Genomic DNA, 24908 nt, shown 5'->3' with positions numbered 1-24908 from the left:
CCAATGCCACTCACCTTAAATTGATCATGAGGCGAGGGCCAGCCTGGAGAGATTAGCGAGCCTGACTGCGGCCGGGCCGTCGTGGCGTACGCCGACGTCACCGGGCCTCTTGACACGGTAGGAGTTGTGCCGGGCCCGTTTGATCACCCGGGGATAGCTGCGGTCGCGTCGCCTGGGGTTGAGGTTCTTCTTGCGGGTGATGTCCCTCTTCAGCGCCGACAGGACATGCTCGTGCCGGTCAGGGGGAAAAATCCGCAGTACCGTCGGCGCGGCTGCGGACTTTGCGGACGGTGCGGGTGAACTTGACCCGGTCGGGATCGATCTGGGCTTCGGTCGCGGCCTCGCAGATCAACGCGCTGAGCGCGTAGTGCGTCAGCAGGTACCCGTAGAGTTCCGCGAGTACCAGGTCGGGTTTCTTGGAGCGCAGCACCCGGCCCGGCCCGCGCAGGTGCGTCTTGAGCTGGTCGTTACCCGTCTCGTGTTCCCACCGCTGGTGGTAAATCTCGGCCAGGGTGGCGGCCGGGCCGTCCCGCAGGTCCACGATCGTGGTGATCAGGCAGATCAGCTCGCCCTCGCCCTTGCCGTCGCCTGGCTTGCGATTGGGGATGGTGTATTCGACCACGCGGACCAGGGCCGCCTGGTCGGAGTCGAGATCATTCCCGGTGCGTGCCGCCTCGACCAGCGCCTCCCGGCCTCTGCCCTGAATATCGGGGTTGACCAGTACCGACAGGTAGGAGCCGTCCGGCAGTTTCTCCAGTATCGGTAGCCGCAGGTCGGCTTTGACCCGCCATAACAGCTGCGCTCCGGTGGCCGCCGCCTGCCGCCAATCACCGAAAGAATAGAAACCGCGGTCGGCGATCAGCAGCATGTCCTCATCGAGTTCGCTCCACAGCCGGCGGGCCAGGGACTGCTCGCCCGATCCCTTGCCGGTGCCGACTCCGCCGATCGCGGCCGCGAGGTAGGCGTGGGAACCGCATTCGGACAGGGCGACCACGCGGACCTTGGGAAAGGCCGACCGCTTGTCCCCGGACCCGGCATAGCCGAAGACCTCCGCGTTCTCATTGCTGTCCGGGACATCCCATTCCATCCCGTCGATGGCCACCAGCCGCCAGGTCCCCAGGAACGCCCCCGGCGTCAACATGTCCGCCACCGGGACCGCGACCTGCGTGAACAGTTGCCTCATCGGTTCAGAGCCCAGACGCTGGCGGGCCTGGGTGATACCGCCCGAGCCCGGGGCCTCCCAGGCGGTGTCCCAGCAGTCCGGCCAGGAGGCCAAGGTCTCGGTCAACCGGGCCAGGACCTGTTCGTAGTCCTCGTCGGCGAACAACGCCATCGCCATGGTGAAGTAGACCATTACGTGTGGCGGCAGCTTGCCGTCCTTGCGTCTGGCCTTCTTCCCGGTCACGGTGACCGCTGTGTCGATCTCATCGCGGGGCACCCACCGGGCCAGCACGCCCAGCGACACCGCGTCCGCCAACCGCCGAAGGGACTGTTCTCCGGTCTCCATCACGATCACGAACCGTAGTAGATCTTTTGCGGGGCCACTCTCGCAACGGTCAGGATGGCACATCCCCGCACGTCAAACGATGATCAACTTAAGCTGAGTGGCATTGCACCAAGACCTGACGTCGCCGGAGCCGGTCTTGATGGAGATCTCCTTCGCGGCGTTGGGGTCTGAGTAGGACCCGAGAAGGGGTCTCAGCGCATGTGGAAACCGGTCCCTGCGCGGCAGATATCCCACGGATCGTCTACAAGAGCTGCGGGAATTCCTTGAAAGCCTCCAGGACATCATCGGATAGGAACAGCTCAGGATTGTCCGAATTGACGAAAAGATTGGCCATGGTCGCTCGGACCGACTGAAATGGATATTTACGCAACGCGAGGAGGATCTTGTCGGCCGAGTTCGACTTTCCAAGTCGAACCGCTTTCGCATAGGCTGGTATCAGGCATTCAATACTCGTCCAGGCGTTGATTCTGCCTGCTGTGCAGATATCACGATTCAGGCCGCACACATCGATCGTGGTGAGGCCTTTCGGGTCCAAGCCAACGTAGAGTCCTGTGGTTGGTGAGAGCAGGAGGTGGGACGAAGGGTCGTCTTTGGTCGGATTGATGAGAAGCGGCTCGTTCTGTGCGTCAAGAGGAAACTTCGTCCGCTTGTAGTTGCTATTGCAGCGTGTGCAGGCCAGCAGGTAATTCAGCCACGAGAAGGTATGCTCCGGAAAGCTGGATTTGGGCCTGAAATGTTCGATATCCGTGCCCTGGCTGTCCTCGCAGTACATGCATCGTTCAAGTCCTGAACTCATGCTCGCGAGAATGGCCTGTATCTCGTTCTTGAGGCCACGATCGAGTCTGGTCCACAACGCCTGCGCTTCATGCTTCGGATCTTCGGCGGTGGCCACTTGCCTACCCAGATCGACCAGTTTGCTCTGGGTGGCGTCGCTCAGGGGAAGCCGGTCAATCTTCTGCATCGTCGAGACTTAGCGTGAGTTGCTGAATGGCGCTCGCGACATCCGCGGACGGAGTCCTGGGTAGCTTGGATTTCAATTCCTTCAAGCGGGCCGCCTCGGCAGGTGATATGGGTTCGGCAACCGCCTTCCTTTCGAGCGAGGCCGCCTCGCGCCGGAGAGCCACGGTCTTCTCCGAGAAGGGTGTGTCAAGGCCGAAGAGGTCGGTTAGGACGGCATCGTCCGCCGTTCCATTGACGACTCGGTTGAAGAGTTCGCCCGTCACGATCCGGGCAGGTTCCGTTTCGCCTGGCGCGGCCAGGCGTACGAGCCCTCTGTCATCGGCTGCCTGACAAATGAAGGGACTGTGCGTGCTGACGATAAACTGAATGTTGGGGAAATGGTCCTTCAGCCAGAAACCGATTCTCTGTTGCCATGAAACATGGAGGTGGACATCGATTTCATCGATCAGCACCACCCCTTCGTGGCCAAAGGTGATATGCGGGGAATCTTTGATTTCTTTGAGGTCACCGTAGGCGTGGTATAGCTGCTTCACCAGGTCCAGAACCAGGGCCGCGACAGTTCGATACCCGTCACTCAAAGATCTCAGCGGGAGTTCAGCACCAGCGGGGGTGGTGACCCACAATCCTTCTGACGTGACCCGGTCAACCCGCATCCCCTCGGGGAGAAGTCCATCATCAAGAAGGCGAAGGACGGCTTGCTCCACCTTTTCCGCAGCCGGTGCCCCCTCGAGTCGGCGCAGATAGAGCTGTTGCAGCCATTGGACGGATTCCGACAAGGACGCCTCTTCGCGAAAGAGACTGGCGAGGCTTGCCGGACGACCGGGAGTCATCATGAGGCGCTGAGCCTCTGTGGGGGCAAGCGAGAGTCGCCGGAATGGCCCGTATCCCGCGAGGAACCATCCCTGTGGGTTTGCCGACCATGGGCCACGCACAGGATCCCAGGGTTCTTTGCCCGTGCCGCTGATCTTCTCGATAGAGGGTTCCGGCCCTTCGACCTCGCGTGTCCACTTCAATCCGGCCCAAGGGGTGAAGTTGGGTTTTCTCCCGGGAGCGAAGAGATCAAATTCCGAGAATCGGAGCCGAACTTTTCCCTGGGCTTCCCGTGCGCCCTCGCGAATCCAGTCGGAGAAGGTCTCCCGTAGCGTGCGGGCTGCGGAAGGTCCTGCGACAGCTAGGGCGACAGCCTGGAGAAGTGACGACTTCCCCGCACCATTTCGCCCGGCGATAACAATCCAATGGGGAAGGCTGCCATCGGGCCGGGCAAAGTCCAGAGCGACCCCGGTCTCCTTCTCGCCGAATCCCTTGATGTTCTCTAGAACAAGCTCGCTAATTAGCATTTGCGCTGCCTGACGTAAGTCTCAATAATAGTCGTTTCCGGATCTGCATTCCGGAAGCTGTTCCATTGGCATTCGTAGAATATCGCCGCTCGGCATGGGTGCTATTCCCCGGCTGGACTCTCGAGCGATGTCGCCCGACGCCCTCTATCGCTCGCCCCGTTTCTGATCGTCGGTGCCGTACAGTCGGGCGGGCGATCGCCTGGTTCGCGTATCCACAGACCGACGCTAAGCGGGCGATCTCCTGGCTGAACCCAGACCTGCCGCGTGTGAGTGTTTGGTGGACGATGCCGGGGCTGAAGCTCCTTCGATCGCCCTAGTTTCCGGAAACTATCACTTCGGCGGGCCGATTCTCCAACAGAGATCGGTATGGCACTGTTTGGTGGAATTCGGCTGCCGCGCACCCGACCTTCAGTCGTCGATGATGGGGGCGTCTGGGTGCCGACACGTTGAACAGCGTCCATCGCCCCGCGTGCAGCGCGCTTCTGGCGTGAATGGTTCAACCCGGAGCATCCGAACCGGAGGCCCGTGGGCTGCGTATCTTCGCGCGTGGGTGGTGATGCCCGAAGACTGGATCTTGCCAGGCTGATCGTTTCTGCGAGCATGGGAGGCGTGGACAGCGGTCGGCCCATGTTTCGCGCCCTGCGTGCCGGGGCGTTCGCCGTTGTCTGCGTGGTGACGTCGCTGGGGATGCACGTGTTCGCGGGTGGGGCCGGGGTCCGGCCGGTCACGCTGGCCGGGGCGGCCGCCGCGACCGGGGTGGGCGCGTTCCTGCTCGCCCGCCGCCGTCGCGGGTTCGCCGCCCTGCTTCCCGCCGCCTTCGCCGCCCAGTACGGCATGCACCGCCTCTTCGGCGCCGGCGCCGTGGTGGACACCGGCGGGCACCACAGCGGCGGCCTGTCGACCACGTTGGGCATGGTGCTCGCGCACGCGCTCGTCGCGACGCTGTCGGCCTGGTGGCTGGAACGCGGCGAGAACGCGCTCGCCACCCTGATTCGCCTGCTGGCCTGCTCGCTTCTCGGCCTGCGGCGGCTCCTCGCCGCCACCCTGGCGGTGATCCCGGTCCGGCCCGTGGCGCCGATCACCGGCCCGGCTCCCGCCATCACGGGCAGCCAGATCTTCACCTGGACGCGGTGCCGCAGGGGCCCACCGCGTCACTAGGTCTTTCCCGCTCTCTCTAGGTCGCCGCCGTAGCCGCGGCTATTCCGTCATGGCTTGACGTCCCCCTGCTGCTCTCCCCATGGAGAAACTCATGACCTCGGTCGAGGTGCGCCCGGAGATCCCCTCCGCGGCGCCGGCTGCGTCCACGCAGCGCTACCGCGCCTTCTGGCGCTGGCATTTCTATGCCGGTCTCTTCGTCGCCCCCGTGCTTTTCGTGCTCGCCGTGACAGGCGGGATCTACCTGTTCAAGGAACCCTTCGAGGCGTGGAACTATCAGGACGTCCGTACCCCCGCGGAACCGGTCGGGCAGGCGAGACCGCTCGCCGAGCAGGTCGCGGCGGCGCAGCTCGCGCGGCCGGGCGTGCCGGTCATGTCGGTCATCCCGCCGGTCGCGCCGGACCGGAGCACGCGCGTGATCATGGAAGGGGCGGAGTCGGGGCCGTTCGCGCAGGGTGTCTCGGTGTATGTCGATCCGTCGACCGCCGCGGTGCTCGGGCAGATCGACGACTCGGCCACGTTCATGCGGATTGTCAGGACCGTCCACGGCGAGCTCATGTCGGGGGTGATCGGGGATCGTGTGGTGGAGACCGCCGCCTGCTGGGCGCTGATCCTCGTGGCCACCGGCACCTATCTCTGGTGGACCAGCCGCGCCCGGAAACGGCCGCGTCGCTCCGGGCGCGCCCGGTTGCGCCGCCTGCACACCCTGACCGGAGTCTTCGCCGGTGTCGCGATCGTATTCCTGGTTCTGTCGGGTTTGCCGTGGTCCGGCGTGTGGGGGGACGGTGTCCAGCGTCTCCAGGACAGCCTCGGCTCCGGCTACCCGAGCGTCGAGTCATCCTCCACGCTTTCCGGCGATCTGTCCACCAACCCGGACGCCAAGGTCCCGTGGGCGGCCGAACGTCTGCCCGTGCCCAAGTCCCATGCGGGCCACGGCGCGGCGACCGGCGTCCTGCAGCCTGGTGCCATCTCCATCGAAAGCGCCCTCGCCACCGCCAGACCGGCCATCCGGGACTGCCCTCCTGCCGAATGCGACGTCAAGGTCCTCCTCCCTGACGGCGCTGAGGGCGTCTACACCGTCGTCACCGATCCCCGCCGCGATCCCGCCGCCGCCCAGACCCTGCACATCGACCAGTACAGCGGCGCCCTCCTCGTCGACTTCGGCTGGAACGAGTACGGCATCATGGCTAAAACCGTTGAACAGGGCATTGCCTTGCATGAAGGTCGTCGCTACGGCACCGCCAACCTGATCGTCATGCTGGCCGCCTGCCTGGCGCTGATCACCCTCATCGTCACCGGCGTCTGGATGTGGTGGAAACGCCGCCCCCACGGCCGCGCGGGCGCTCCGGCCCGGCCGACCAGCCGGCGCACCTCGTACGCGGTGATCGCGATCATGGCTGTTCTCGGCCTGCTGTTCCCGCTCGCGGGCATCACGATGCTGGCCGTGCTCCTCCTCGACTGGCTGGTGATCCGCCGAGTCCCTCGCCTGAACCGGATCTTCGGCTGACGCGCGATCGTGCCCGTCCGACGGCGGGCACGATCCTCTCTCGCCCTGGACTACCGAAACCGACATACTGAGGAACCGTTATGGCGGGATCTTTTAGAGGATGTCGGCGATGACCACTCCGCGGTTACGCGGCGGAACGCTGGCATTCGTCGGCGCGCTCGCGGCTCTTGCTGTCCTTCTGCTGGCGCTCTGGTTCGGCGGGGGCACACCCGCACCGACGATCGCGGGCCTGCCATCGCCGGGGTCGCTGACGCGCTGGGGTCTGCCGATCGTCCGGTTGGTGCACGACATCTGCGCGGTCGCGACCGTCGGCATCCTGGTCGTATCGGTCATCGCCGCGCAGGACGCCAAAGCGCGTGCCTCGCTCGCCCAGGCCGCCGGGCGATGGGCGGTCGTCTGGACGTTCAGCGCTTCGCTGACCACGCTGCTCACGTTGTCCGACTTCCTCGGCCTGCCGGTCGGCGAAGCCGTCGAGTCGGGCGTGCTGCCGACGTTCCTGTTCAACATCCCGCAGGGGCAGGCGTTTCTGATCGTGACCGTGCTGGCGCTGGCCGTCTCCATCGGGGTGCTGCTGCCGCTCGGCACCTGGGGCAGGGTCGCCCTGCTCGTGACGGCGGTCGTGACCGTGCTGCCCCCCGCGTACGCCGGGCACTCCGCCTCCGCAGCCGATCACAACCTGGCCATCTCCAGCCTGATGCTGCACATCGCCGCCGTGACGATCTGGGTCGGCGGCCTGCTGGCGCTCGTGCTGCTCCTGCGCGATTCCACCGATCTGGTCACCACCGTGCGGCGTTTCAGCGCGCTCGCCCTGTGCTGCTACATCGCCGTCGGAGTCTCCGGCACGATCAACGCGTGGGTCCGCGTCGGCGGCCTCGAACCCATCTTCACCAGCCGGTACGGCCTGCTCATCCTGGCCAAAATCGCCGCCCTCCTCGTTCTGGGGTGGTTCGGCTGGCGGCATCGCCGTACCACGATCGAGGCCATGTCAGCCGGCGACACCCGATCGCCCTTCCTCCGCCTGGCCGCCGGCGAGATCGTCGTCATGCTCGCCACCGTCGGCCTGGCGGTCGGCCTGTCCAGGACCGCGCCGCCTCCGTCCGAGGTCGAGCTGACCACCGACAACACCGCCCTCGGCTACGTGCTCTCCCCGTTCACCCCCGGCGGCCTGCTCACCCAGATCCGCCCCGACCCGATCCTGCTGCTGATCGTGGTGGGTCTCGCCGTCGCGTACCTGGCGGGCGTGCGCCGCCTCGCCCAGCGCGGCCTGCCCTGGCCGCCCGCCCGCTCGGCGGCCTGGCTCGGCGGCCTCCTCATCCTCCTGTACGCGATGACCGGCGGCCTGGCCGCCTACGCCCCCGCGATCTTCTCTGTCCACGCCGTCCAGTACGGCCTGCTGAGCACCTTAGGCCCCGCCCTCCTGGTCTTCGGCGCCCCATTGACCCTCTACCAGGAGGTCAACCCGTCCGGCCAGGCCAGAATCGACAGCCCGCTCGGCCGCGCGCTCTCCCATCCGTGGACCGCGCTGGGCTTGTACGGCGTGCCGCTCCTGGCCCTCTACCTGACCCCGTTCTTCGACCTGGCCCAATCCAGCCTCGCGGTCCGTTTGATCCTTCAGGTCACCGTGGTCCTGACGGGTTTCATCTTCTTCGCGACCGCGATCGGGGAGGACCCGCTCCCTCGCCCGATCGTCGCCATCGTGCGCACCCGGATCCTGGCCGCCGCCCTGGCCCTGAACGCTTTGATCACGTTCGTCCTGCTGACCGTCCCGTCGCGCGGAGCCGACTGGTATGTCTGGCTGGACCTGGTCTGGGCTCCCGATCGCGAGACCGATCAGCAGCTGGGGGCGATGCTCGCCCTGGCCTTCCCCGCCTTGACGATCATCACCCTCATGCTGCTCCTGATGGGCCGCTGGCGAAACGTCCGCCAGCTGACCGGCAAACGCCAGTGATCAGGTCTCGTTCGTCTTGCGTCCGGTGCTGAACCAGACGACGACGCCCACGACGACCAGGATCCCACCCCCGATCCAGAGCCATCCGGGCACGCCGCCGCCGTCCGCGGCTTGCTCCTCGCCGCTCGCCTCCGAGAAGGTGGTCACCGGCGTCGGCGTGACCGTGGCCGTCACCGTTGGGCTCGACGTGGGTGTGGACTCAGGCGTGGGGCTGGGGGCGGCCTTCACCGTGAACGGGATCTCCCCCTCGATGGGATGCCCGTCCGTTGACACGACCCGCCACGCGATCGTGTACTTTCCCGCGGCCAACGGCTCCGGCACCTCGGTACGCACCTCGGTCCCGTCCAGCTTCGGCTTCCCGAGGTCGATCTTCTCGTCCCCCAGCATCAGCACGACCGCCGGGAACCGCACCTTCGAGGTGAAGTCCAGTGTGATCGTCTCCACACTGTCGACTTTGGCGTTCTTGGTGGGATTACTACTCTTCAGACGGTCATGGGCAGCGGCCGGCGCGGCCGGTATCGCAAGGAACAGTCCGCAGGCGAGCGCGGCCGCCAGGGGATTACGGACGAATCGCGGCAGGGAAGCCAACGTGAACTCCAGAGGTAACACCCGGACTCCAGCCGGGCACGACGGGGATGACCTACAACGTCCGCGCCGACCACATCAGCCGGCGCACGCCGCCTCTGGAGGCCCTCGCCTGGCGATACCCCCCGCGACATCCCGCGTCCGCCCCACCGCCGGTTCCTCGAACGCCACAACCGTCCACAACGGCGTGGCCACCCCGACCGGCACAACCCCCAACATCCACCGCAACACCGGAACCGACGGCGCCCTCCACAGCCGCAGCATCAGCCACAGCGCGCTTTCCCCCCGATACAGCCACCACCCAGTCAGCAGCCCCGCCACCAGGTGAACCACCCCCATCCCCACGTTCAGATGAAGGTGCTCACCCATTCGCTCCGGCGCCGGCGCCGCCCATGCGAACAGCAGATGCAGCACCACCTGTGCCCCGACGGTCACCGCCATCATCGAGCCCGCCCGCAACTCCCGCCCACCGACGACATACGCGAGCCCCATCGCCCCCAGCCCGCCGACCGCGGCCACCCCGGACCCGATCGTCCCGCCACCCGCGAAGGCATGACCACCAGCGGTGACGCCCAAACACACCACCGCGAAGCACGCCGCCCGCACCGCCCTCAGCACGGGATCATCAGGGGACACCCCGCCATCCTCCCAGCGACCCCAACCCCAACGCCAGGTGTTCCCCGCGGAGATGAAATACGTCTCGTTTTCGTCCGGATTCCGATAGTACTTGTGGCTTCTGGCCGTACCTGTCGTGGAGCGGGTGATGAGGAAGCATTCGACTACCGGGTGGTGGCTCGGGGCGATTCTGCTGGCGGCAGTTCCGTATGCGTACGTGTCGTGGGCTGAGCTCGGGGACGAAACGTCCATCGGTATTTGTATAATCCCGGACGGAGTAGGGGTCCTCACCGGTCCGGTTTCAATGATTCTCGGGATGATCTCCAGCCTTCTTGCCGCTGTACTCCCCTTGGTACTGATCGGGCTGGCCCTGGCTGCTCGCCGCGCCGAGAAAACCCGCTATCGCAGGCTCACCCGAGCGGGGGCCTGGGCAGGCTCGCTTACCGCGATCACCTACGGCTACTCGTCCGCGATGTTCTCCGCCCTCTGCCCGGAGGACGGTTCGTTCGAGTGGTTAGCGGAGGTGGCGCTTTATTCACTGGTAGTCGCCTGCGTTCTCATGGCCGGGAGAAGTCACCTCCGGGCGCTTCCGCACGATCCTGGGCGACGCTCTTCCGGGCCCGACTGGATGATCTGGCTCGCCCTCATCGTGACCATCCTCCCGACAATCGTGAATTCCACTCGCGCCGGGGTCGTCTGGATCGGAGCCGAACGAGTGCCACCAGGTCTCTACGAGTTCCTGGACAGAGAAGGTCTCGTCCCGCTGCTCGCGTTCGTGGAACTGATCGTCGCGATCGGAACAATCGCCGTTCTGGTCTTCCTATCCAGAGGACGCACGGTCACCCGCGTAACAGTGACTTCGCTCGGCATAGCCGCTCTCGTCGGCCTGATATTCAGCCCGCCGCTGGTCGGCGTCATCGCCTCTCTCACCGACCATCTCGCCGTCGTCCCCGCGGACATTTCATGGCGAACAAGGGATCCGGTATTCGCCCGGCACCTGCGAAGCCTCCTATCCACTCCCAGCTCAGAGGAGCTCCCGAGCATCTCCCCACTCTGGTTCAGCATTTCCTTCGCGATCGCCGGAGCGCTGCTGCTCATTCGTGACCGCCGCCTGGCTCGTCCTTTGGGTGATCATTCGGTCTTGGGTTCCTCAGCGGGTTGAAGCAGGTCGCGGACCTCCTGAGGCAACTGGCCGAGCGCGTGCAGGACGGGTGACTCCGACATCTCATCGCAGAGGAAGGCGGTCACGATCGGTCCAAGCTTGGGCACGTCCGTGTGGGCGATGCGGCCGGACCGGCAGAAATGCTCGATGAATTCCTGCCGGTCGCGACGGATCGGTACGGAGCTCGGGCTCCAGCCGTTGTAGTAAATGCCGCGCACCAGATCGGGCAGCTGGGAGGCCAAATGCGCCGCAGTGTCCACGGTCAGGCCGTCCCTGACCGAGTGGAGCCACATCCTCAGCACGTGGTAGGCGAACTCCCGGTTGTCGGTGCCGATCGCGTCGGAGAGGTTCGCCAGCCAGCGGTTGGTGGTCTGGATGGTGCGCTCAAGACTGTGTACTCCCGTGGGTGACATGATCCCACCACCTTCGTATACGAGCTTCCTTCCCCTTCTTGCTTAAATCGCGCGCCAACTCTCGCCTCGTAAATCGGCAAGCAGTTGTCAGTGGCGTCGGACGGCTCGCAGGACGGCGTCGCGGATGGTGATCGATTGCCCGTCGGGGTCGACGACCTGACGTTCGGGCGTCGCGGTGACGATATGCCAGTCGTCCGGGTCCAGGGTGGCCGCGACCTGGTCCGCTGTGAACAGGAGGTCGGGAAAGTGGTGGCGTCCGATCGAGGTTTCCAGATCGTGACCGACGATGAGGAGCGTTCCGCCTGGGCGTACAGCCGCGGCCAGCCGTCGGTGCAGTGACTCGAGCTCTGGGCGGGGTAGGTGCATAAACTGCGCCGACACCAGGTCGAACCGCAGCGGCGCGGGATCCCAGGCCAGGACATCGGCCTGCTGCCAGGTGATCCGGCCGGCGATCTCGGCGCCGGCCTCGGCGGCCTGCTTGGCGGCGCGATCCAACGCCACGCGGGACACGTCGACCCCGGTGACACGCCAGCCTTGGGCGGCCAGCCAGATCGCGTCCGCGCCTTCACCGCTGCCGACGTCCAGCGCGGTAGCCGGGGCAAGATCGGTGGCGACGGCGACAAGGTGCGGGTTGGCGTTGCCACTCCAGATTCGGTCGGACGAACTGTAGCGCTCGTCCCAGAACTCCTGGGTGAACATGACGCTGACGTCGGGGTGATCGTGGCCGACCGCGTGCATTGTCCGGTAGGCCGTTACGGCATGTTGGGTGTCCTCGGTGATCAGATCCGCGTTGATGGCAGCGGCGGCGGAGACGCCCTCGGCGGCCGCGGTGACGACCTGTGCCATGAGATTGGTGACGTTGCCGGCGACCCACACGCCCGGGACTTCGGTCAGACCGGTGGGGTCGGCGGCGACGAACACACCATGACCGGAGGGGTGGGGGGTGGCGTGCAGCCCGAGGGTGGCCAGCACCTGCGAGGATGCCACGAACTGCGGCGCGACGACCACCGCCTGCCGGGCTACAAACGTGCCGTCGGATAGACGCACCCCGGTGATCCGGTCGTCGGCGACTTCGACGGAGTCCACGAGGCCGGTGACGACCCGCACGCCGGAGGCGGCCAGTTGCTCGGCTTGTTCTTCGGTCAGGGCAGGTGCGGTGTGGGTGAACAACACGAGATCCGAGGTCAACTGCCGGAACAGCAACGTCTGGTGCATAGCCGCGGCTCCGGTGCCGAGGACGCCGACGGCCTGGTCACGGATCTCCCACCCATGGCAGTACGGGCAGTGCACCACATCTCGGCCCCACCGCTGCCGTACACCCCTGATGTCGGGCAGTTCATCCACCAACCCCGTGGTCACCAGCAACCGTCGGGCGCTGACGACCCTGCTCTCATCGAAGACCACCTCGAACCCATCCGCTGTACGGCGCGCCGACTGCGCCTCGCCATGGACGACGAGGCCACCGTAGTGTTCGACCTCCTTACGGCCGGTCTCGATCAGCTCCGCCGGGCTGATGCCGTCCAGGGACAGGAACCCGTGCACCCCCGAGGCGGGGGCATTACGCGGCGCCCCCGCGTCGATCACGACCACCGAGCGCCGTGCCCGCCCCAACACCACCGCCGCGCTCAAACCGGCGGCCCCGCCACCGATCACCGCGACATCGAACCTCTGCCCCAACTGCTCTGCCTGGGTCATCGCGACCACCTCCACCCACACCATGCGATCGCAGACTCAAGGAGCGCAAACATTGTTGCTGTTATGGCAAGCTGGCTGTATGGAGGACAACCTGGACAGCGTGCTCGCCGCCGTCGGACCCCGGCTGCGCACGCTCCGGCGGCAACGCGAGACCACGCTGGCCGACCTGTCCGCGACCACCGGCATTTCGGTCTCCACCCTGTCCCGGCTGGAATCCGGCCATCGCCGCCCCACCCTGGAACTGCTCCTGCTACTGGCCCAGGCGTACGGCGTTCAGATCGACGAACTCATCGGCGCCCCACCAACCGGCGACCCCCGGGTCCACCTGCGCCCCGTCACCTACAACGGCATGACCATGGTCCCGCTGACCCGCCGCGCCGGAGGCGTACAAGCGTACAAACTGATCATTCCCGTCTCCCCCCAGCGACCCCCCGACCAGAAAACCCACGAAGGTTACGAATGGATCTACGTCCTCAACGGCCGCCTCCGCCTGCTCCTCGGCGATAAAGATCTTGTCATCACCCCAGGCGAAGCGGCCGAGTTCGACACCCGCATCCCCCACTGGTTCGGCACCGCCGACCCCACCCCCGTCGAGGTCCTCAGCCTCTTCGGCCGCCAGGGCGAACGCGTCCACCTCCGCGCAAAATCCGTACACGACTAGGCCGGGCCGCCGCAGAGCGCTGGATAGAGCCACCCGACCGCTCCAAGGCGAGGACGCTGTCAGCCGTAGTCCCCCTGGAACCGCTGCATCTGGGCCACATAATCCTCGGACGGCTCCAGACCTACTGCGGCGTGGCCGCGTTACAACTCGGTCAAATGCGGCGTGTGGCTGGGGAGGGTGTTGCTGGCCCCGCCTCGACTGTCCCATGCGATGCTCCGGCGGGCCCGCTTGTGGAGTCCAGTTTATCGACGATTTATTCAACATTTATCAGCGTGATCAAGTATCATTGAAAGATGTTCACGCCCAACTTCACGATCTCACCGTCGATCGCTACGGCGCTGATGGCCATCGAGGGGGACCGTCAGGCGATCATAGAGCTGCCGATCAACGTAGAGGTGCTGGCCGGGCTCCGCCAGACTGCCAAGCTCGCCGCGACCCACTACTCCACGCAGATCGAAGGCAACCGGCTCACCCAGGCGCAGGTCAGCGAGGCACTGCAGGGAGCGCACTTCCCGGGACGAGAGCGCGACGAGGTGGAGGTGCGGAACTACTATCGCGCGCTCGAATACGTCGAATCCCTGGCCGCAGCCACCGGGCCGATCGACGAGACGAAGATGCGCCGCGTCCATGGGCTGGTCCAAGATGGCATGAAGAGGCCCTCACCCTACCGGCCTGGCCAGAACGTCATCCGGGATGCCGCCACCGGACGCATCGTCTACATGCCGCCCGAGGCCGGAGACGTGCCTGTCCTCATGGCCGACCTCTTCGAGTGGATCAACGAGCAGCTGAACAGACGGGAGCTGCCGGCTCCCATCGTCGCGGCCATCACGCACTACCAGTACGCCACGATCCACCCGTACTACGACGGCAACGGGCGTACAGCCCGCCTGCTGACTACGCTGGTGTTGCACCGGGCCGGCTACGGCTTGAAGGGCATCTACTCCCTGGAGGAGCATTATGCCCGCGATCTCATGGCGTACTACGCGGCGCTGACGGTCGGCCCTTCGCACAACTACTACTTGGGGCGCGCGGAGGCGGACATCACCGGCTTCGTGGGCTTCTTCTGCGTGAGCATGGCGGATGCCCTCGGTGCGGTTCGCGTCCGCGTAACGGAGGCCCAGGCGGGCGGCGCCGTCTCCGGCCGTGACGATTCGGCGGCGTTGCGGCAGCTCGATCCGCGCGCCCGCCGGTTGCTCGAGCTCTTTCGCGACCACGGGATCGTGACCGGTGCCCAGATCGCCTCCCACCTGGGCCTCAGCCCGCGGACGGTGGCCCCCCTCGCCCGCCGATGGGTCCAAGACGGACTGCTGGAGATCCACGGCTCGGCTCGCAAGACCCGTTCCTACCAGTTGAGCCCTCGCTACGAACGCCTGATCCACTGAACCCCCGATAGCCCTACAGAGGTGTTCTCCCGCGTGGATCGAATCCGCCATCAAAGCTCAGCCAGCGCAAACGATGGCTAGCAGCGGTAGGTATGCGCCTGATCGATAATCACTGGTTGTTCGTCGACGATCCCTGGCGGTGAAGGCGCCAGGCATGATCGCTTGCTTATGCTGACTGAGGGCGATCAGTTGTTCCCGGCAACCCTGAAGATCGGAAAGGGCCCCGGATTAACTCCGAGACCCTCTCTCAGCTGGTGAAACGGGTCGGGGTGGCGGTGCGCTGGTTCAGGACATAGGAAACGGGTGTCTCAAGACATAGGAAACCCGGAGAAGTGTGTCTCCAGACATAGGAAACACCCGAGATCAAAAGTCTGGTTCCTGTGTCAAAAGCCAGGCTTGTCATCACCGCCGTTGTCGTCGAGGGCCGCTCCCAAGCAGAGGTTGCCCGCTCCTACGAGGTCTCCAAGAGCTGGGTGTCCAAGCTCGTCGCCCGCTACCGTGAGCAGGGCGAGGCGGCGTTCGAGCCCCTGTCCAGACGACCGAAGACCTCACCGACCGCCATCGACGCCGCGACCGTCGAGTTGATCGTCCGGCTCCGCAAACAGCTGTCCGATCAGGGCCTGGACGCCGGACCCGACACCATCGCCTGGCACTTACACCACCACCACAGCAAGACGGTCTCCCGGGCCACCATCAGCCGCTATCTGACCCGCCACGGACTGGTCACCCCCGAGCCGAAGAAACGGCCACGCTCCTCCTACATCCGCTTCCAAGCAGCGCTGCCGAATGAAACCTGGCAGGCCGACTTCACCCACTACCGGCTCGCCGACGGCACCGACGCCGAGATCCTCACCTGGCTGGACGACCACTCCCGCTACGCCCTGTCGGTGACCGCCTGGCCCCGCGTCACCGGCCCGATCGTCCGCGACACCTTCCGCCAAGCCGTCCGCGATCACGGCGTCCCGGCCTCCACCCTGACCGACAACGGCATGGTGTTCACCACCCGCCTGGCCGGCGGCCGCGGCGGCCGCAACGCCTTGGAACACGAACTGCGCCGCCTGCACGTGACCCAGAAGAACTCCACCCCCAACCACCCCACCACCTGCGGAAAGGTCGAGCGGTTTCAGCAGACCATGAAGAAGTGGCTGCGTGCCCAGCCCGCTCAGCCGGCCACCATCGCCGGTCTGCAGGCCCTCATCGACCGCTTCGTCGACGCCTACAACCACCGCCGCCCGCACCGATCCCTGCCGCACCTCGCCACTCCCGCAGCGGTCTACGACACCCGGCCCAAGGCCCTCCCCGCCGGCAGCCGCGATCCTGACACCCACACCCGGGTCCGCCACGACCGCATCGACGAATCCGGTGTCGTCACCCTGCGGATCGGCGGCCGGCTTCACCACATCGGCATCGGACGAACCCACGCCCGAACCCACGTCATCCTGCTCGTCGCCGATCTCCACGTCCGGGTCGTCGCCGCCACCACCGGAGAACTCCTCCGCGAGCTGACCATCGACCCCACCCGCGACTACCAACCCCAAAACAGAAAGAAACCCCCGAACCCGTAGGTTCGAGGGTTTCCGATGTCTTGAGACATCACAGGGTCGGGGTGGCGGGATTTGAACCCACGGCCTCTTCGTCCCGAAGCAAATCGAACACTCATCCGGTTCATGATCAGACCTCTCCTGACGTGCTGATAGTCGTCCGCGAACGTACTCTGGCGTTCGTGATCGTCTGTCACTGTTGTCACGCAGTTGGTCACTCACCGCCGGTACCGCGATCTGCATACGCGCGTTCCTTCCACGGCCGTGCTTCGCGCGAAGAGCGCTGCAACATGTTGCAGCCATCCGCGCGTAGCGCGACTCTGGAAGACGCGCGAAGCGCCTCTTGGGCAACTGTGCTGGGGGAGACTCGCCGGGTAGCTGTTCCTCATGATCAGTTACGTTTCTTGCACGTAGATAGCTATCCGGGGACATGAGGGACACGGGGGACACGCATCGAGCATGCATCGGATCAGCCGACTCGTATACCGGTTGCGTCCACGGAGGTGAGTTGGGATGAAACGGCCGACCTCACTGCGGCCGTCAACGGGGCGATGACGCTGCAATGGTGCCCGGCGGTGAGGTCAGGGTGAAACCTGCCGAGTTCTCGAAGGTCGAGCTCTACGACGTCTTGCCGCAATGGTGCCGGGTGGTGAGGCCGGGGTGAAACAGCTGTTCAGGGCGGCGGTCGCGCGCCTGCGGAAGATGCCGCAATGGTGTCCGGCGGTAAGGCCGGGGTGAAACGGAGGCGCGGAAGCAGGGTTGGCCGGCCTCGAAGATGCCGCAATGGTGCCCGGCGGTGAGGCCGGGATGAAACGTGATCTTCGCAGCTCGGTGGTGGCCGATCGCAGGCCGCAATGAAGCCCGGCGGCGAAGCCGGGTGAACGCAAATGGGACCCCGACGACGCCCGCGACCACGCCACGCCACAATGAAGCCCGGCTGTGAGGCCGGGGTGAGACCAGATGAGTTCGGCCGGTTCCATCACCGCATCCTGCCGCAATGAAGCCTGGTGGTGAGGCCAGGTGAGACCGCCGAGGTGGAGACGCGGCGCGTGAGATACGGCAAGCCGCAATAAGGCCCGGCGGTGAAGCCGGGGTGAAACCTGGTACGCGACCGCGCCCTTGAAACTCGCGCAGGTCCAGGGCCACCTTCACCGAATCGCGGGTGCCGCAATGGGGCCCGGCGGTTAGGTCGGGTGAAACGGTGGAGACGAACTCGACTGTGTCCTGCGGAAGGTCATGCCGCAATGGAGTCCAGCGGTGAGGCTTGGATAAAACGGCGGCCGACCGATATCAACTGATATCCCGTTCTTCGCCGCAATGGAACCCGATGACGCTGTGATGAAACCCTCCACGCAGGGCACCTCGTCGCGTGGCCTCACCCCGCAGCCGCAATGGAACCCGGCGGTGAAGCCGGGATAAACCTTCTGCATGCCCGTCATATTTGCGCAGGCCGAGCTGCTGCAATGGAGCCCAGCGGTAAGGCTGGAATGAAAGCTGGTGTCCGTGCCGCCCGTGGTGTCGCCGTCGTACGCGCCGCAATGGGGCCCGGCGGTGAGGCCGGGTGAAACAGTCTCCGTGATCCTGCTCACCATCTACTGGGTGCTGCCGCAATGGAACCCGGCGGTGAAGCCGGGATAAACCTTCTGCATGCCCGTCATATTTGCGCAGGCCGAGCTGCTGCAATGGAGCCCAGCGGTAAGGCTGGAATGAAAGCTGGTGTCCGTGCCGCCCGAGGTGTCGCCGTCGTACGCGCCGCAATGGGGCCCGGCGGTGAAGCCGGGTGAAACCGTCGTCCCACCCGATCGCACCTACAAGGCATCCGAGCCGCAATGGGGCCCGGCGGTGAGGCCGGGTGAAGCTCAGAAGGCGGGTTGATATCGGCATCACACTTGACGCCGCAATGGAGCCCGGCGGTGAGGCCGGGTGAAGCTCCTCACGCAGGTCCGAGACCTGCTGGACGACCTGAACGCCGCAATGGAGCCCGGCGGTGAGGCCGGGTGAAACGACGTAGCCCTCGCCCTTCGTCTCCGGTTCAGCCCAGCCGCAATGGAGCCCGGCGGTGAGGCCGGGTGAAACGCGGGAGCTCGCGCGGGCCCAGCGTCAGGCCGCCATGCCGCAATGTAGCCCGGCGGTGAGCCGGGTGAAACGCCAGCCAGGTCGGCCTGACCCGCTCCTCCATCGCGCCGCAATGGAGCCCGGTGGTGAGGCCGGGTGAAACTTGCCGGGGTAGGCGAACACCACCACGTAGGCGACGCCGCAATGGAGCCCGGCGGTGAGGCCGGGTGAAACATCTGCTCTTGCGTCAGGGTCACACCCCACCACTTGCCGCAATGGAGCCCGGCGGTGAGGCCGGGTGAAACGAGCCGTACCGCGGCCACTGCGGGCGATGGCATCTCAGCCGCAATGGAGCCCGGCGGTGAGGCCGGGTGAAACGCGGTCGCGTCCACGCGGGTGTAGTCGCGCAGCAGGCCGCAATGGAGCCCGGCGGTGAGGCCGGGTGAAACGGGTGTGACCAGGTCCCGCCTCGCGGGCGACCGCGAGCCGCAATGGAGCCCGGCGGTGAGGCCGGGTGAAACGGTTTGCGAGCTGGCGTTACTACGGAAGGTTACCAATTCGGGCATCCATACTGTCCGCTTTATGTCGCAGACGGTTTGTATGTCCTTCGGAACCTAGTGGGGGAATCGTGTGCACTGGTGGTTCCGAACCTTCGCGGCCAGGACTGCGTCGTGTGTTTTATCAAGAGGCTGGCCCAAGTGGGCATCCGGATTCTATTGGAGTGTTCAAATCGCACGGGAATTGTCGGTGTCGGCCAGTAGAGTGCGCTTCCTCGCCGTGTTGGCGGACTGTCTACATCTGTGAGGTGTGCGCTCTATGCATGCTGCTCGGCAGTGGGCCGAGTTCGGCGATTTTGTCGCGTGCGCGGTCGGTGAGGAGCTTGCGCCCTACCCGTACCAGGCCAAACTCGCCCAGGAGGGGCTGCCGGACCTGCTGCGCGTGCCGACCGGGGGCGGCAAGACGGTCGCGGCGGTGCTGCCATGGTTGTGGCGCACTACGGCATTGCCCCAGGGAACTCCGTGCCGTCTGGTGTACGTGCTGCCGTTGCGGACGCTCGTCGAGCAGACAGCGGGCAAGGTGGCGACGTGGCTGTTCAACCTCGGCCTGCGTGCCTCCCTGGATCCCAGGGAGACCACTCGTGAGGACCGGGTGGTCCTCCAGGTGATGATGGGCGGCGCGGATCGGCAGGACGACCTCTGGCAGTTGGAGCCGGATAGACGGGCCGTTCTCATCGGCACGCAGGACATGATCCTCAGCCGTGCCCTAATGCGTGGGTATGCCGAGGCGCGGGCGAAATGGCCGATCTCCTACGCCCTGCTGCACGCGGACACACAGTGGGTGTTTGACGAGACGCAGTTGCTCGGGCCCGCGTTGCCGACTAGCGCACAGCTTCAGGGGCTGCGGGATGCGCTGGGCACGGCCGCGTCGACACAGACCATGTGGATGTCGGCGACCCTGGCCGAGGAGGGACTGACCACCGTAGATCACGACACTGGCGGGTTGCGGACGGTCGAGTTGTCGGCCGAGGACCGGGGCGGTGATCTGGCCAAACGGTTGAACGCGACCAGGACCGTGCAACGCTTAGCCCTGCCCACAGACGCCAAGGGTTATCCAGCTGCGCTTGCACGTGAATTGCTGGAGCGGCATCGGCCGGGGACGCGGACGATCGCGGTTGTAAACACGGTGGAGCGTGCCACGGCGGTGTGTGAGGCAGCACACAAGGCCGATCCGCAGGCCGATGTGGTGTTGATCCACTCCCGGTTCCGTCCGGCCGAGCGGAGCACCCTCATGGATCTGGTCACGGCTGACCCACCTTCGGCGGGGCGGATCGTGATCTCCACACAGGTCTTGGAAGCGGGCGTGGACATCACCTCACGAACCCTCTATACCGAGGCCGCGCCGTGGAGTTCGATCGTGCAGCGGGCCGGACGGTGCAATCGCGGCGGGGACTACCCTGCAGCATCCCTGCTGTGGAGCACGCCGCCAGCCGGGCGAGATCCAGCCGCACCGTACGCGCTTGAGGATATGGACGCCACGACGAAGGTGCTGGCCGAACTGGAGGGCATGGCGGTCACCTCCACCCAGTTGCAGCGGCGTCAGGTGCGGCAGACACCGGAACTGCATCCGGTCGTACGGCGCCGTGACCTGCTCCAGCTCTTCGACACTATGCCGGATCTGACCGGAGCCGACATCGACGTGGGCCCGTGGATCCGGGACGGCGACGACGGTGGCGTCTTCGTGGCTTGGCGCGACTGGTCGGCCACCGGTGGCCAGCCGGGCGAGGACGAACCGTGGCCGTCGCGGGAGGAACTGTGCCCGGCGCCACTCGCCGACGCACGGAAACTGGCCGGCCCAGACAGTGGTGTGCGGCGGGTGTGGGTGCGGGATCGGATCTCAGGGGCCTGGCGGCGCGTGAACCGGCAGGACGTTGTGCCTGGTGCCGTGCTGCTGGCCGATGCCTCTGGGGGAGGTTATGACCCGCTGCTCGGCTGGGCTCCCGGCAGCCGTGATGCGGTCAAGGTGCTCACCCCGGCACGGCCTGCCCAATCGGAGTCTGGCGACGACTCGATCGGCGAGGACCCGCTGTCGTCGCGTGGACAGCCGTGGGTGAGTCTGACTCAGCACTTGCAAGATGTTGAGAAAGAGGTGGCTGACCTCGTCGGCCTGATCCGTATGCCGGGGCTGAAAGCCGCACACATCACTGCTGCGGAACTTGCCGGGCGCTACCACGACCTGGGCAAGTGTCATGAGGTGTTCCAGGAGACGCTTCACAAAGCAGGGGATAGCCCGATCGAGGGTCTGCTGGCGAAATCGCCGGGCGGCTGTCTGCGGCATTCCCGGCCGTACTTCCGCCACGAGTTGGTCACTGCGTTGATGCTCTCTCACTCGTCCTGCCGCTTGCTGGACGGTCAGCCGGAACGTGATCTGATCGTCTACCTGGCCGCCGCGCACCACGGCAAGGTGCGCCTCAGCGTGCGGTCAGTACGGGATGAATCCACCACCAAGACGCCGACCGTGCTCGGGGTGGCCGACGGAGACCAGACGCCGCCGGTGTCCCCGATACCGGGGGAGCAGATCGGGCCACTCACATTGTCGGCTGGGTCACTACGGATCGGAGCCGCCGACGGTGACTCCTGGACGGCCAGGGCGGTGGCCTTGCGAGACCGGCCGGACCTGGGGCCGTTCCGGTTGGCGTTCCTGGAGGCGCTGGTGCGGATCGCCGACATGCGAGTCAGCCGCAGGTACCGGGAGGGTCAGTGAATCGGATCAGTCTTCGTGGGTGCCGGGCCGATGCGCTGGCTGGCTACCTCCAGGCGCTTGGCCTGCTGCGGGTGATCGCCGCGCAGATCGATCCCGAGGCACGGCTGCATTGGCGTGGTGATGTCGCCGTACTAAGCACGAGGCTCAGTGAGGAGGACCTGCTGACCTGGCTGGTCCGCTCGTACGTACCTGCGGCGATCGTCTCGCCGTGGAACTCCGGCTCGGGCTTCGCAGGCAATGGCAAGAGCCGCAGCGCCGAGCAGGCGTTACAGGCAGTGCAGGACCTCGGCGAGGAACGGTTCGGTCTGTTGCAGGCGGCGATCGCAGCCGCATGGCAGGTGGTGGCCGAAGGCCGGCGGCGCGGCTGGGGCGGCAAGAAAGAGGAGCTGTGGGAGAAGTCCCACAAGATCGACGTGGTCCGGCTGTGCCGTAACACGCTGCCTGATGATGCGCTGGCCTGGCTGGATGTGGCGGTCACGCTGACCGTGGACGATCTGGCCTTCAACGCCCTGGCCGGTACGGGCGGCAACTTCGGGCGGCAGGACCTGTCGGCCACCTACTACGACCGGCTGCTGCAACTGATGGGGCCCAAGGCCAAGCCCGCGCAGAGCCGCGGATGGGTGGAGGCGGCGCTGCTCGGCCGGGAAGACGTCGCCTACCTGCGGGAAACCGTCGGCCAGTACGACCCGGGCCGGGCGGGCGGCATCCATTCGGCCGCCGATGAGAAAGGCGACGGGTTCGCCAACCCGTGGTCGTTTGTGCTGGTGATGGAGGGCACGCTGCTGTTTGCCAGCGCCGCTGTACGCCGCAACGGGAGCGGCAACACGGGCGAGGCCAAACCGTTCTTCACCCGCTCGACCCCGCTCGGGCACGGCAGCGCGGCCGAGGCCGAGCCGGTCAAAGGTGAGCAGTGGGTGCCGCTGTGGGACCAGCCCGCCGCCGCCGGGGAGGTGGCCCACCTGATCGGGGAAGGCCGGGCCCAGTGGCGGCACCGGCAGGCCACCTCAGGGCTGGAGTTCGCGATGGCGCTGGCCTCACTCGGTGTAGATCGCGGACTGACCGCTTTCCATCGGTTCGTAATCGCCGAACGGCTGGGACAAAATCCCCTCGCCATCCACGCCGGAAAGATCACCGTGGCATCACGGCCGGAGGAGGGGTTGCTACGCGGACCGTACCAGTGGCTGGAACAGGTCCGCAGGGCAGCCCCGCCCACCGGTATCGCCACCGCGCTGCGTCGGGCGCAGCGTGAGGTATTCGCCGTCGCCGCCGGTGAAGGGTCCCAAGCGCTGGTCCGGTTCGTGATCGAGTTCGGTCGGCTGCATGAACTGGTTGGCAAATCCGGGCGTACGCGCGCCGACGTCGCACCGTACAAGACGGTCGGGCGAGCGGCCGACTGGCTTGCAGCGCTACAGGACGGTTCACCGGAGCTGTGGCTGGCCACCGGAATCGCCGGACTGCGGGATGATCCCAAACCGCGCGGGCCGCAGATCCGCGCCCTGCTGAGCCGGGCCGACGGCGCGGCATGGCAGGACGCGCCCGGCTGCGGTGTCGAGCCACACGGCGCGACCCTCGTCCGGGCGCTCGCCCAAGCCCACCGGATCAGAGCCCTCCACGTCGATGCCGTGCGATCTGGCCAGGGAGAGGACGAGGCCGCCCGCGGAGTGCAGACTGCCTACACACACGGAGGACGGCTCCCGATCAGCCTGCTGGCCGCCTTCACTGTCGGCGAGGTCCGCGACGATCTAGTTGCCGACTACCTGCGCGGCCTGCTCGCGCTCGGGTACGGCTCCGGCAGCAGTGCGCCCTGGCCACTATTTAAGCTCTGCCTGCCGGACTGGACGCTGTCGCTACTGCTGCCGTTCTACGGCACCGGCGAACTGACCGTGCGCATGCCGGATCCGCGAAGCGGGGAGCAGTCGTTGAAGACGATACGGCTCGCGCCTCGTCCGGGCTGGATCGCGCGCCTGATCGCGGGAGGGGCGGACGGTGTGGTCCGGGAGGCGCTGCTGCGCCTACGCATGGCCGGGCTACAGCCCCGCATCTCCCAGCTACCCCACTCCCGGATCGACGCCCCCCGTCTGGCCGCCGCCCTGCTGCTACCGGTCACCCGGCGCGAACGCGAACGGTGCCTCGTCCGGATCTGCGTCGCCGAAACCACCGACCATGCCATCCCCAACATCGAAGGAGTCCCCGCGTGATCCCCCTGGATGAGCCACGCCTGCGTTACACGGCCCACCTGCAGCCCATGCTGGGCTCGACCTTCCAGGCCACCAGCTTCCCCGACATCGGCGCCGCCAAATTCTCCCGCGTGCGGGGCGGAGACAGCCTGCTGGTGGAGTCGGTCCAGTCCATGGCCAACCGGCTGGAGGCCACCGCCTGGGACCGCGCCGAACGCCACCCGGCCGCCCTGGTCCAGGCCCTGCCATACGTGCGTGTGCACCGCAGGGACAACCCCGAGGAACACCTCACCTCCTCCCGCGAGGAGGCCCACCGGCTCGCCTCGGCGTTCGTGCGCGACTCCACCCTGGACGGCTCGCCCATGCTGGAGGTCATCCGCGACCGACTCGGCCTGGCCAAAGACACTCCGCTCAACTACCCCCGGATGGCCCGCGCGCTGCTGGCGCTGGACCCGTTCTGCCTGCTGCACGGCGTGTTCTTCAGCCACAAGGTCTGGCTCGGCCAGCCCAGATTCACCCGCGCCGCCTCCGCCGTCATCGAGGCGCACGAAGTACGGGAGGTCATCAGCGGCGGCCGCAAGGCCGACCACGTACGCCACCAACTCCTGGAAGGCGAAGGCGGAACCAGCGAAGGCTACGGCTCCATCCCCTTCCACCGCATCGAATGGACCGCCGGCGACATCAAGGCCATGTTCGTCGTGGACATCGATCTCCTGCGCTCCTACGGCCTGGGCGCAGGCGTGACCGAACTGCTGGCGCTGATCGCGCTCTGGGAGATCCGTACGCTGCTGGCGCGCGGGCTGCGGCTGCGCACCGCCTGCGACCTTGAGATGACCGAACAGCCCAAGGAACTGCCCGAACAGGCCGAACTAGAAGCCCGCATCACCGAACTCATCACTGCGGAAGGTCTCGGCGCGGACCCGATCACCGTGCTGTGGAAGGGCTGA

18 protein-coding genes and 2 CRISPR repeat arrays are annotated in these 24908 nt (G+C 66.3%); of the genes, 11 read left to right on the top strand and 7 right to left on the bottom strand.

Annotated features, from left to right (window positions below):
- Positions 1 to 238: 238 nt before the first annotated feature.
- The 3 genes from Aple_RS36605 to Aple_RS36595 form a co-directional block, all read right to left on the bottom strand.
- Complete coding sequence (locus Aple_RS36605; RefSeq protein WP_155349338.1) at positions 239 to 1507, bottom strand: IS4 family transposase; 1269 nt, start codon at positions 1505 to 1507, stop codon at positions 239 to 241.
- Positions 1508 to 1748: 241 nt separating this feature from the next.
- Complete coding sequence (locus tag Aple_RS36600; protein WP_155349330.1) at positions 1749 to 2468, bottom strand: HNH endonuclease family protein; 720 nt, start codon at positions 2466 to 2468, stop codon at positions 1749 to 1751.
- Positions 2455 to 3804, bottom strand: coding sequence for an AAA family ATPase (locus Aple_RS36595; protein WP_155349329.1), 1350 nt, complete (start codon positions 3802 to 3804; stop codon positions 2455 to 2457). The genes Aple_RS36600 and Aple_RS36595 overlap by 14 nt, the downstream gene beginning before the upstream one ends.
- A 627-nt stretch (positions 3805 to 4431) precedes the next feature.
- Between Aple_RS36595 and Aple_RS36590 the strand changes: the two genes are divergently transcribed.
- The 3 genes from Aple_RS36590 (at position 4432) to Aple_RS36580 (ending at position 8414) form a co-directional block, all read left to right on the top strand.
- The gene (locus tag Aple_RS36590; RefSeq protein WP_155349328.1) at positions 4432 to 4962 is read left to right on the top strand and encodes a hypothetical protein; all 531 of its coding nucleotides are present in this window, start codon (positions 4432 to 4434) and stop codon (positions 4960 to 4962) included.
- A 91-nt stretch (positions 4963 to 5053) separates the two neighbouring features.
- Positions 5054 to 6466, top strand: a complete 1413-nt coding sequence (locus tag Aple_RS36585; protein WP_170321847.1) for a PepSY-associated TM helix domain-containing protein — start codon at positions 5054 to 5056, stop codon at positions 6464 to 6466.
- Positions 6467 to 6575: 109 nt separating this feature from the next.
- Positions 6576 to 8414 (top strand): bifunctional copper resistance protein CopD/cytochrome c oxidase assembly protein, encoded by a 1839-nt coding sequence (locus tag Aple_RS36580; RefSeq protein WP_170321846.1) that lies wholly within the window; start codon positions 6576 to 6578, stop codon positions 8412 to 8414.
- Here the strand turns inward: Aple_RS36580 and Aple_RS36575 are convergent, their stop codons facing one another.
- Both Aple_RS36575 and Aple_RS36570 read right to left on the bottom strand, forming a co-directional pair.
- Positions 8415 to 9023, bottom strand: a complete 609-nt coding sequence (locus tag Aple_RS36575) for a copper resistance CopC family protein (protein WP_155349325.1) — start codon at positions 9021 to 9023, stop codon at positions 8415 to 8417.
- Between the two features lie 54 nt (positions 9024 to 9077).
- The gene (locus Aple_RS36570) at positions 9078 to 9635 is read right to left on the bottom strand and encodes a hypothetical protein (protein WP_155349324.1); all 558 of its coding nucleotides are present in this window, start codon (positions 9633 to 9635) and stop codon (positions 9078 to 9080) included.
- A gap of 295 nt (positions 9636 to 9930) precedes the next feature.
- On the opposite strand from Aple_RS36570, the gene Aple_RS36565 reads away from it, so the two are divergent.
- Complete coding sequence (locus Aple_RS36565) at positions 9931 to 10776, top strand: hypothetical protein (protein WP_155349323.1); 846 nt, start codon at positions 9931 to 9933, stop codon at positions 10774 to 10776.
- Here Aple_RS36565 and Aple_RS36560 read toward each other — a convergent pair.
- Complete coding sequence (locus Aple_RS36560) at positions 10746 to 11189, bottom strand: DUF2267 domain-containing protein (protein WP_155349322.1); 444 nt, start codon at positions 11187 to 11189, stop codon at positions 10746 to 10748. The two genes, Aple_RS36565 and Aple_RS36560, sit on opposite strands and share 31 nt — an antisense overlap.
- A gap of 87 nt (positions 11190 to 11276) precedes the next feature.
- Complete coding sequence (locus Aple_RS54970; RefSeq protein WP_155349321.1) at positions 11277 to 12884, bottom strand: bifunctional NAD(P)/FAD-dependent oxidoreductase/class I SAM-dependent methyltransferase; 1608 nt, start codon at positions 12882 to 12884, stop codon at positions 11277 to 11279.
- Positions 12885 to 12963: 79 nt separating this feature from the next.
- Here Aple_RS54970 and Aple_RS36550 point away from each other — a divergent pair, with 79 nt between their 5' ends.
- The 7 genes from Aple_RS36550 to cas7g all read left to right on the top strand — a co-directional run bounded on the left by Aple_RS36550 (position 12964) and on the right by cas7g (position 24908).
- Positions 12964 to 13545 (top strand): helix-turn-helix domain-containing protein, encoded by a 582-nt coding sequence (locus tag Aple_RS36550; RefSeq protein WP_155349320.1) that lies wholly within the window; start codon positions 12964 to 12966, stop codon positions 13543 to 13545.
- Positions 13546 to 13838: 293 nt separating this feature from the next.
- Entirely contained in the window at positions 13839 to 14927 is a 1089-nt protein-coding gene (locus Aple_RS36545; protein WP_155349319.1) for a Fic family protein, read from the top strand.
- Between the two features lie 380 nt (positions 14928 to 15307).
- On the top strand, positions 15308 to 16492 hold the full coding sequence (locus Aple_RS36540) for an IS481 family transposase (RefSeq protein ID WP_155349318.1): 1185 nt from the start codon (positions 15308 to 15310) through the stop codon (positions 16490 to 16492).
- A gap of 1473 nt (positions 16493 to 17965) precedes the next feature.
- The gene (locus tag Aple_RS56650) at positions 17966 to 18106 is read left to right on the top strand and encodes a hypothetical protein (RefSeq protein ID WP_425544291.1); all 141 of its coding nucleotides are present in this window, start codon (positions 17966 to 17968) and stop codon (positions 18104 to 18106) included.
- A gap of 112 nt (positions 18107 to 18218) precedes the next feature.
- Positions 18219 to 18545: direct repeats of the CRISPR family, unit length 37 nt; unit sequence GCCGCAATGGAGCCCGGCGGTGAGGCCGGGTGAAACG.
- A 104-nt stretch (positions 18546 to 18649) separates the two neighbouring features.
- A CRISPR array of direct repeats spans positions 18650 to 19045; the repeat unit is 37 nt; unit sequence GCCGCAATGGAGCCCGGCGGTGAGGCCGGGTGAAACG.
- Positions 19046 to 19339: 294 nt separating this feature from the next.
- On the top strand, positions 19340 to 21784 hold the full coding sequence (gene cas3g, locus Aple_RS36535; protein ID WP_155349317.1) for a type I-G CRISPR-associated helicase/endonuclease Cas3g: 2445 nt from the start codon (positions 19340 to 19342) through the stop codon (positions 21782 to 21784).
- Positions 21781 to 23982 (top strand): type I-G CRISPR-associated protein Cas8g1/Csx17, encoded by a 2202-nt coding sequence (gene cas8g1 / locus Aple_RS36530; protein ID WP_170321844.1) that lies wholly within the window; start codon positions 21781 to 21783, stop codon positions 23980 to 23982. The genes cas3g and cas8g1 overlap by 4 nt, the downstream gene beginning before the upstream one ends.
- A complete protein-coding gene (gene cas7g, locus Aple_RS36525; protein WP_218038680.1) occupies positions 23979 to 24908 on the top strand; it encodes a type I-G CRISPR-associated RAMP protein Csb1/Cas7g in 930 nt (309 codons plus the stop codon). The genes cas8g1 and cas7g overlap by 4 nt, the downstream gene beginning before the upstream one ends.

This window comes from Acrocarpospora pleiomorpha, assembly GCF_009687885.1.
GTDB lineage: Bacteria > Actinomycetota > Actinomycetes > Streptosporangiales > Streptosporangiaceae > Acrocarpospora > Acrocarpospora pleiomorpha.
This window is presented reverse-complemented; position numbering and strand designations above follow the sequence as displayed.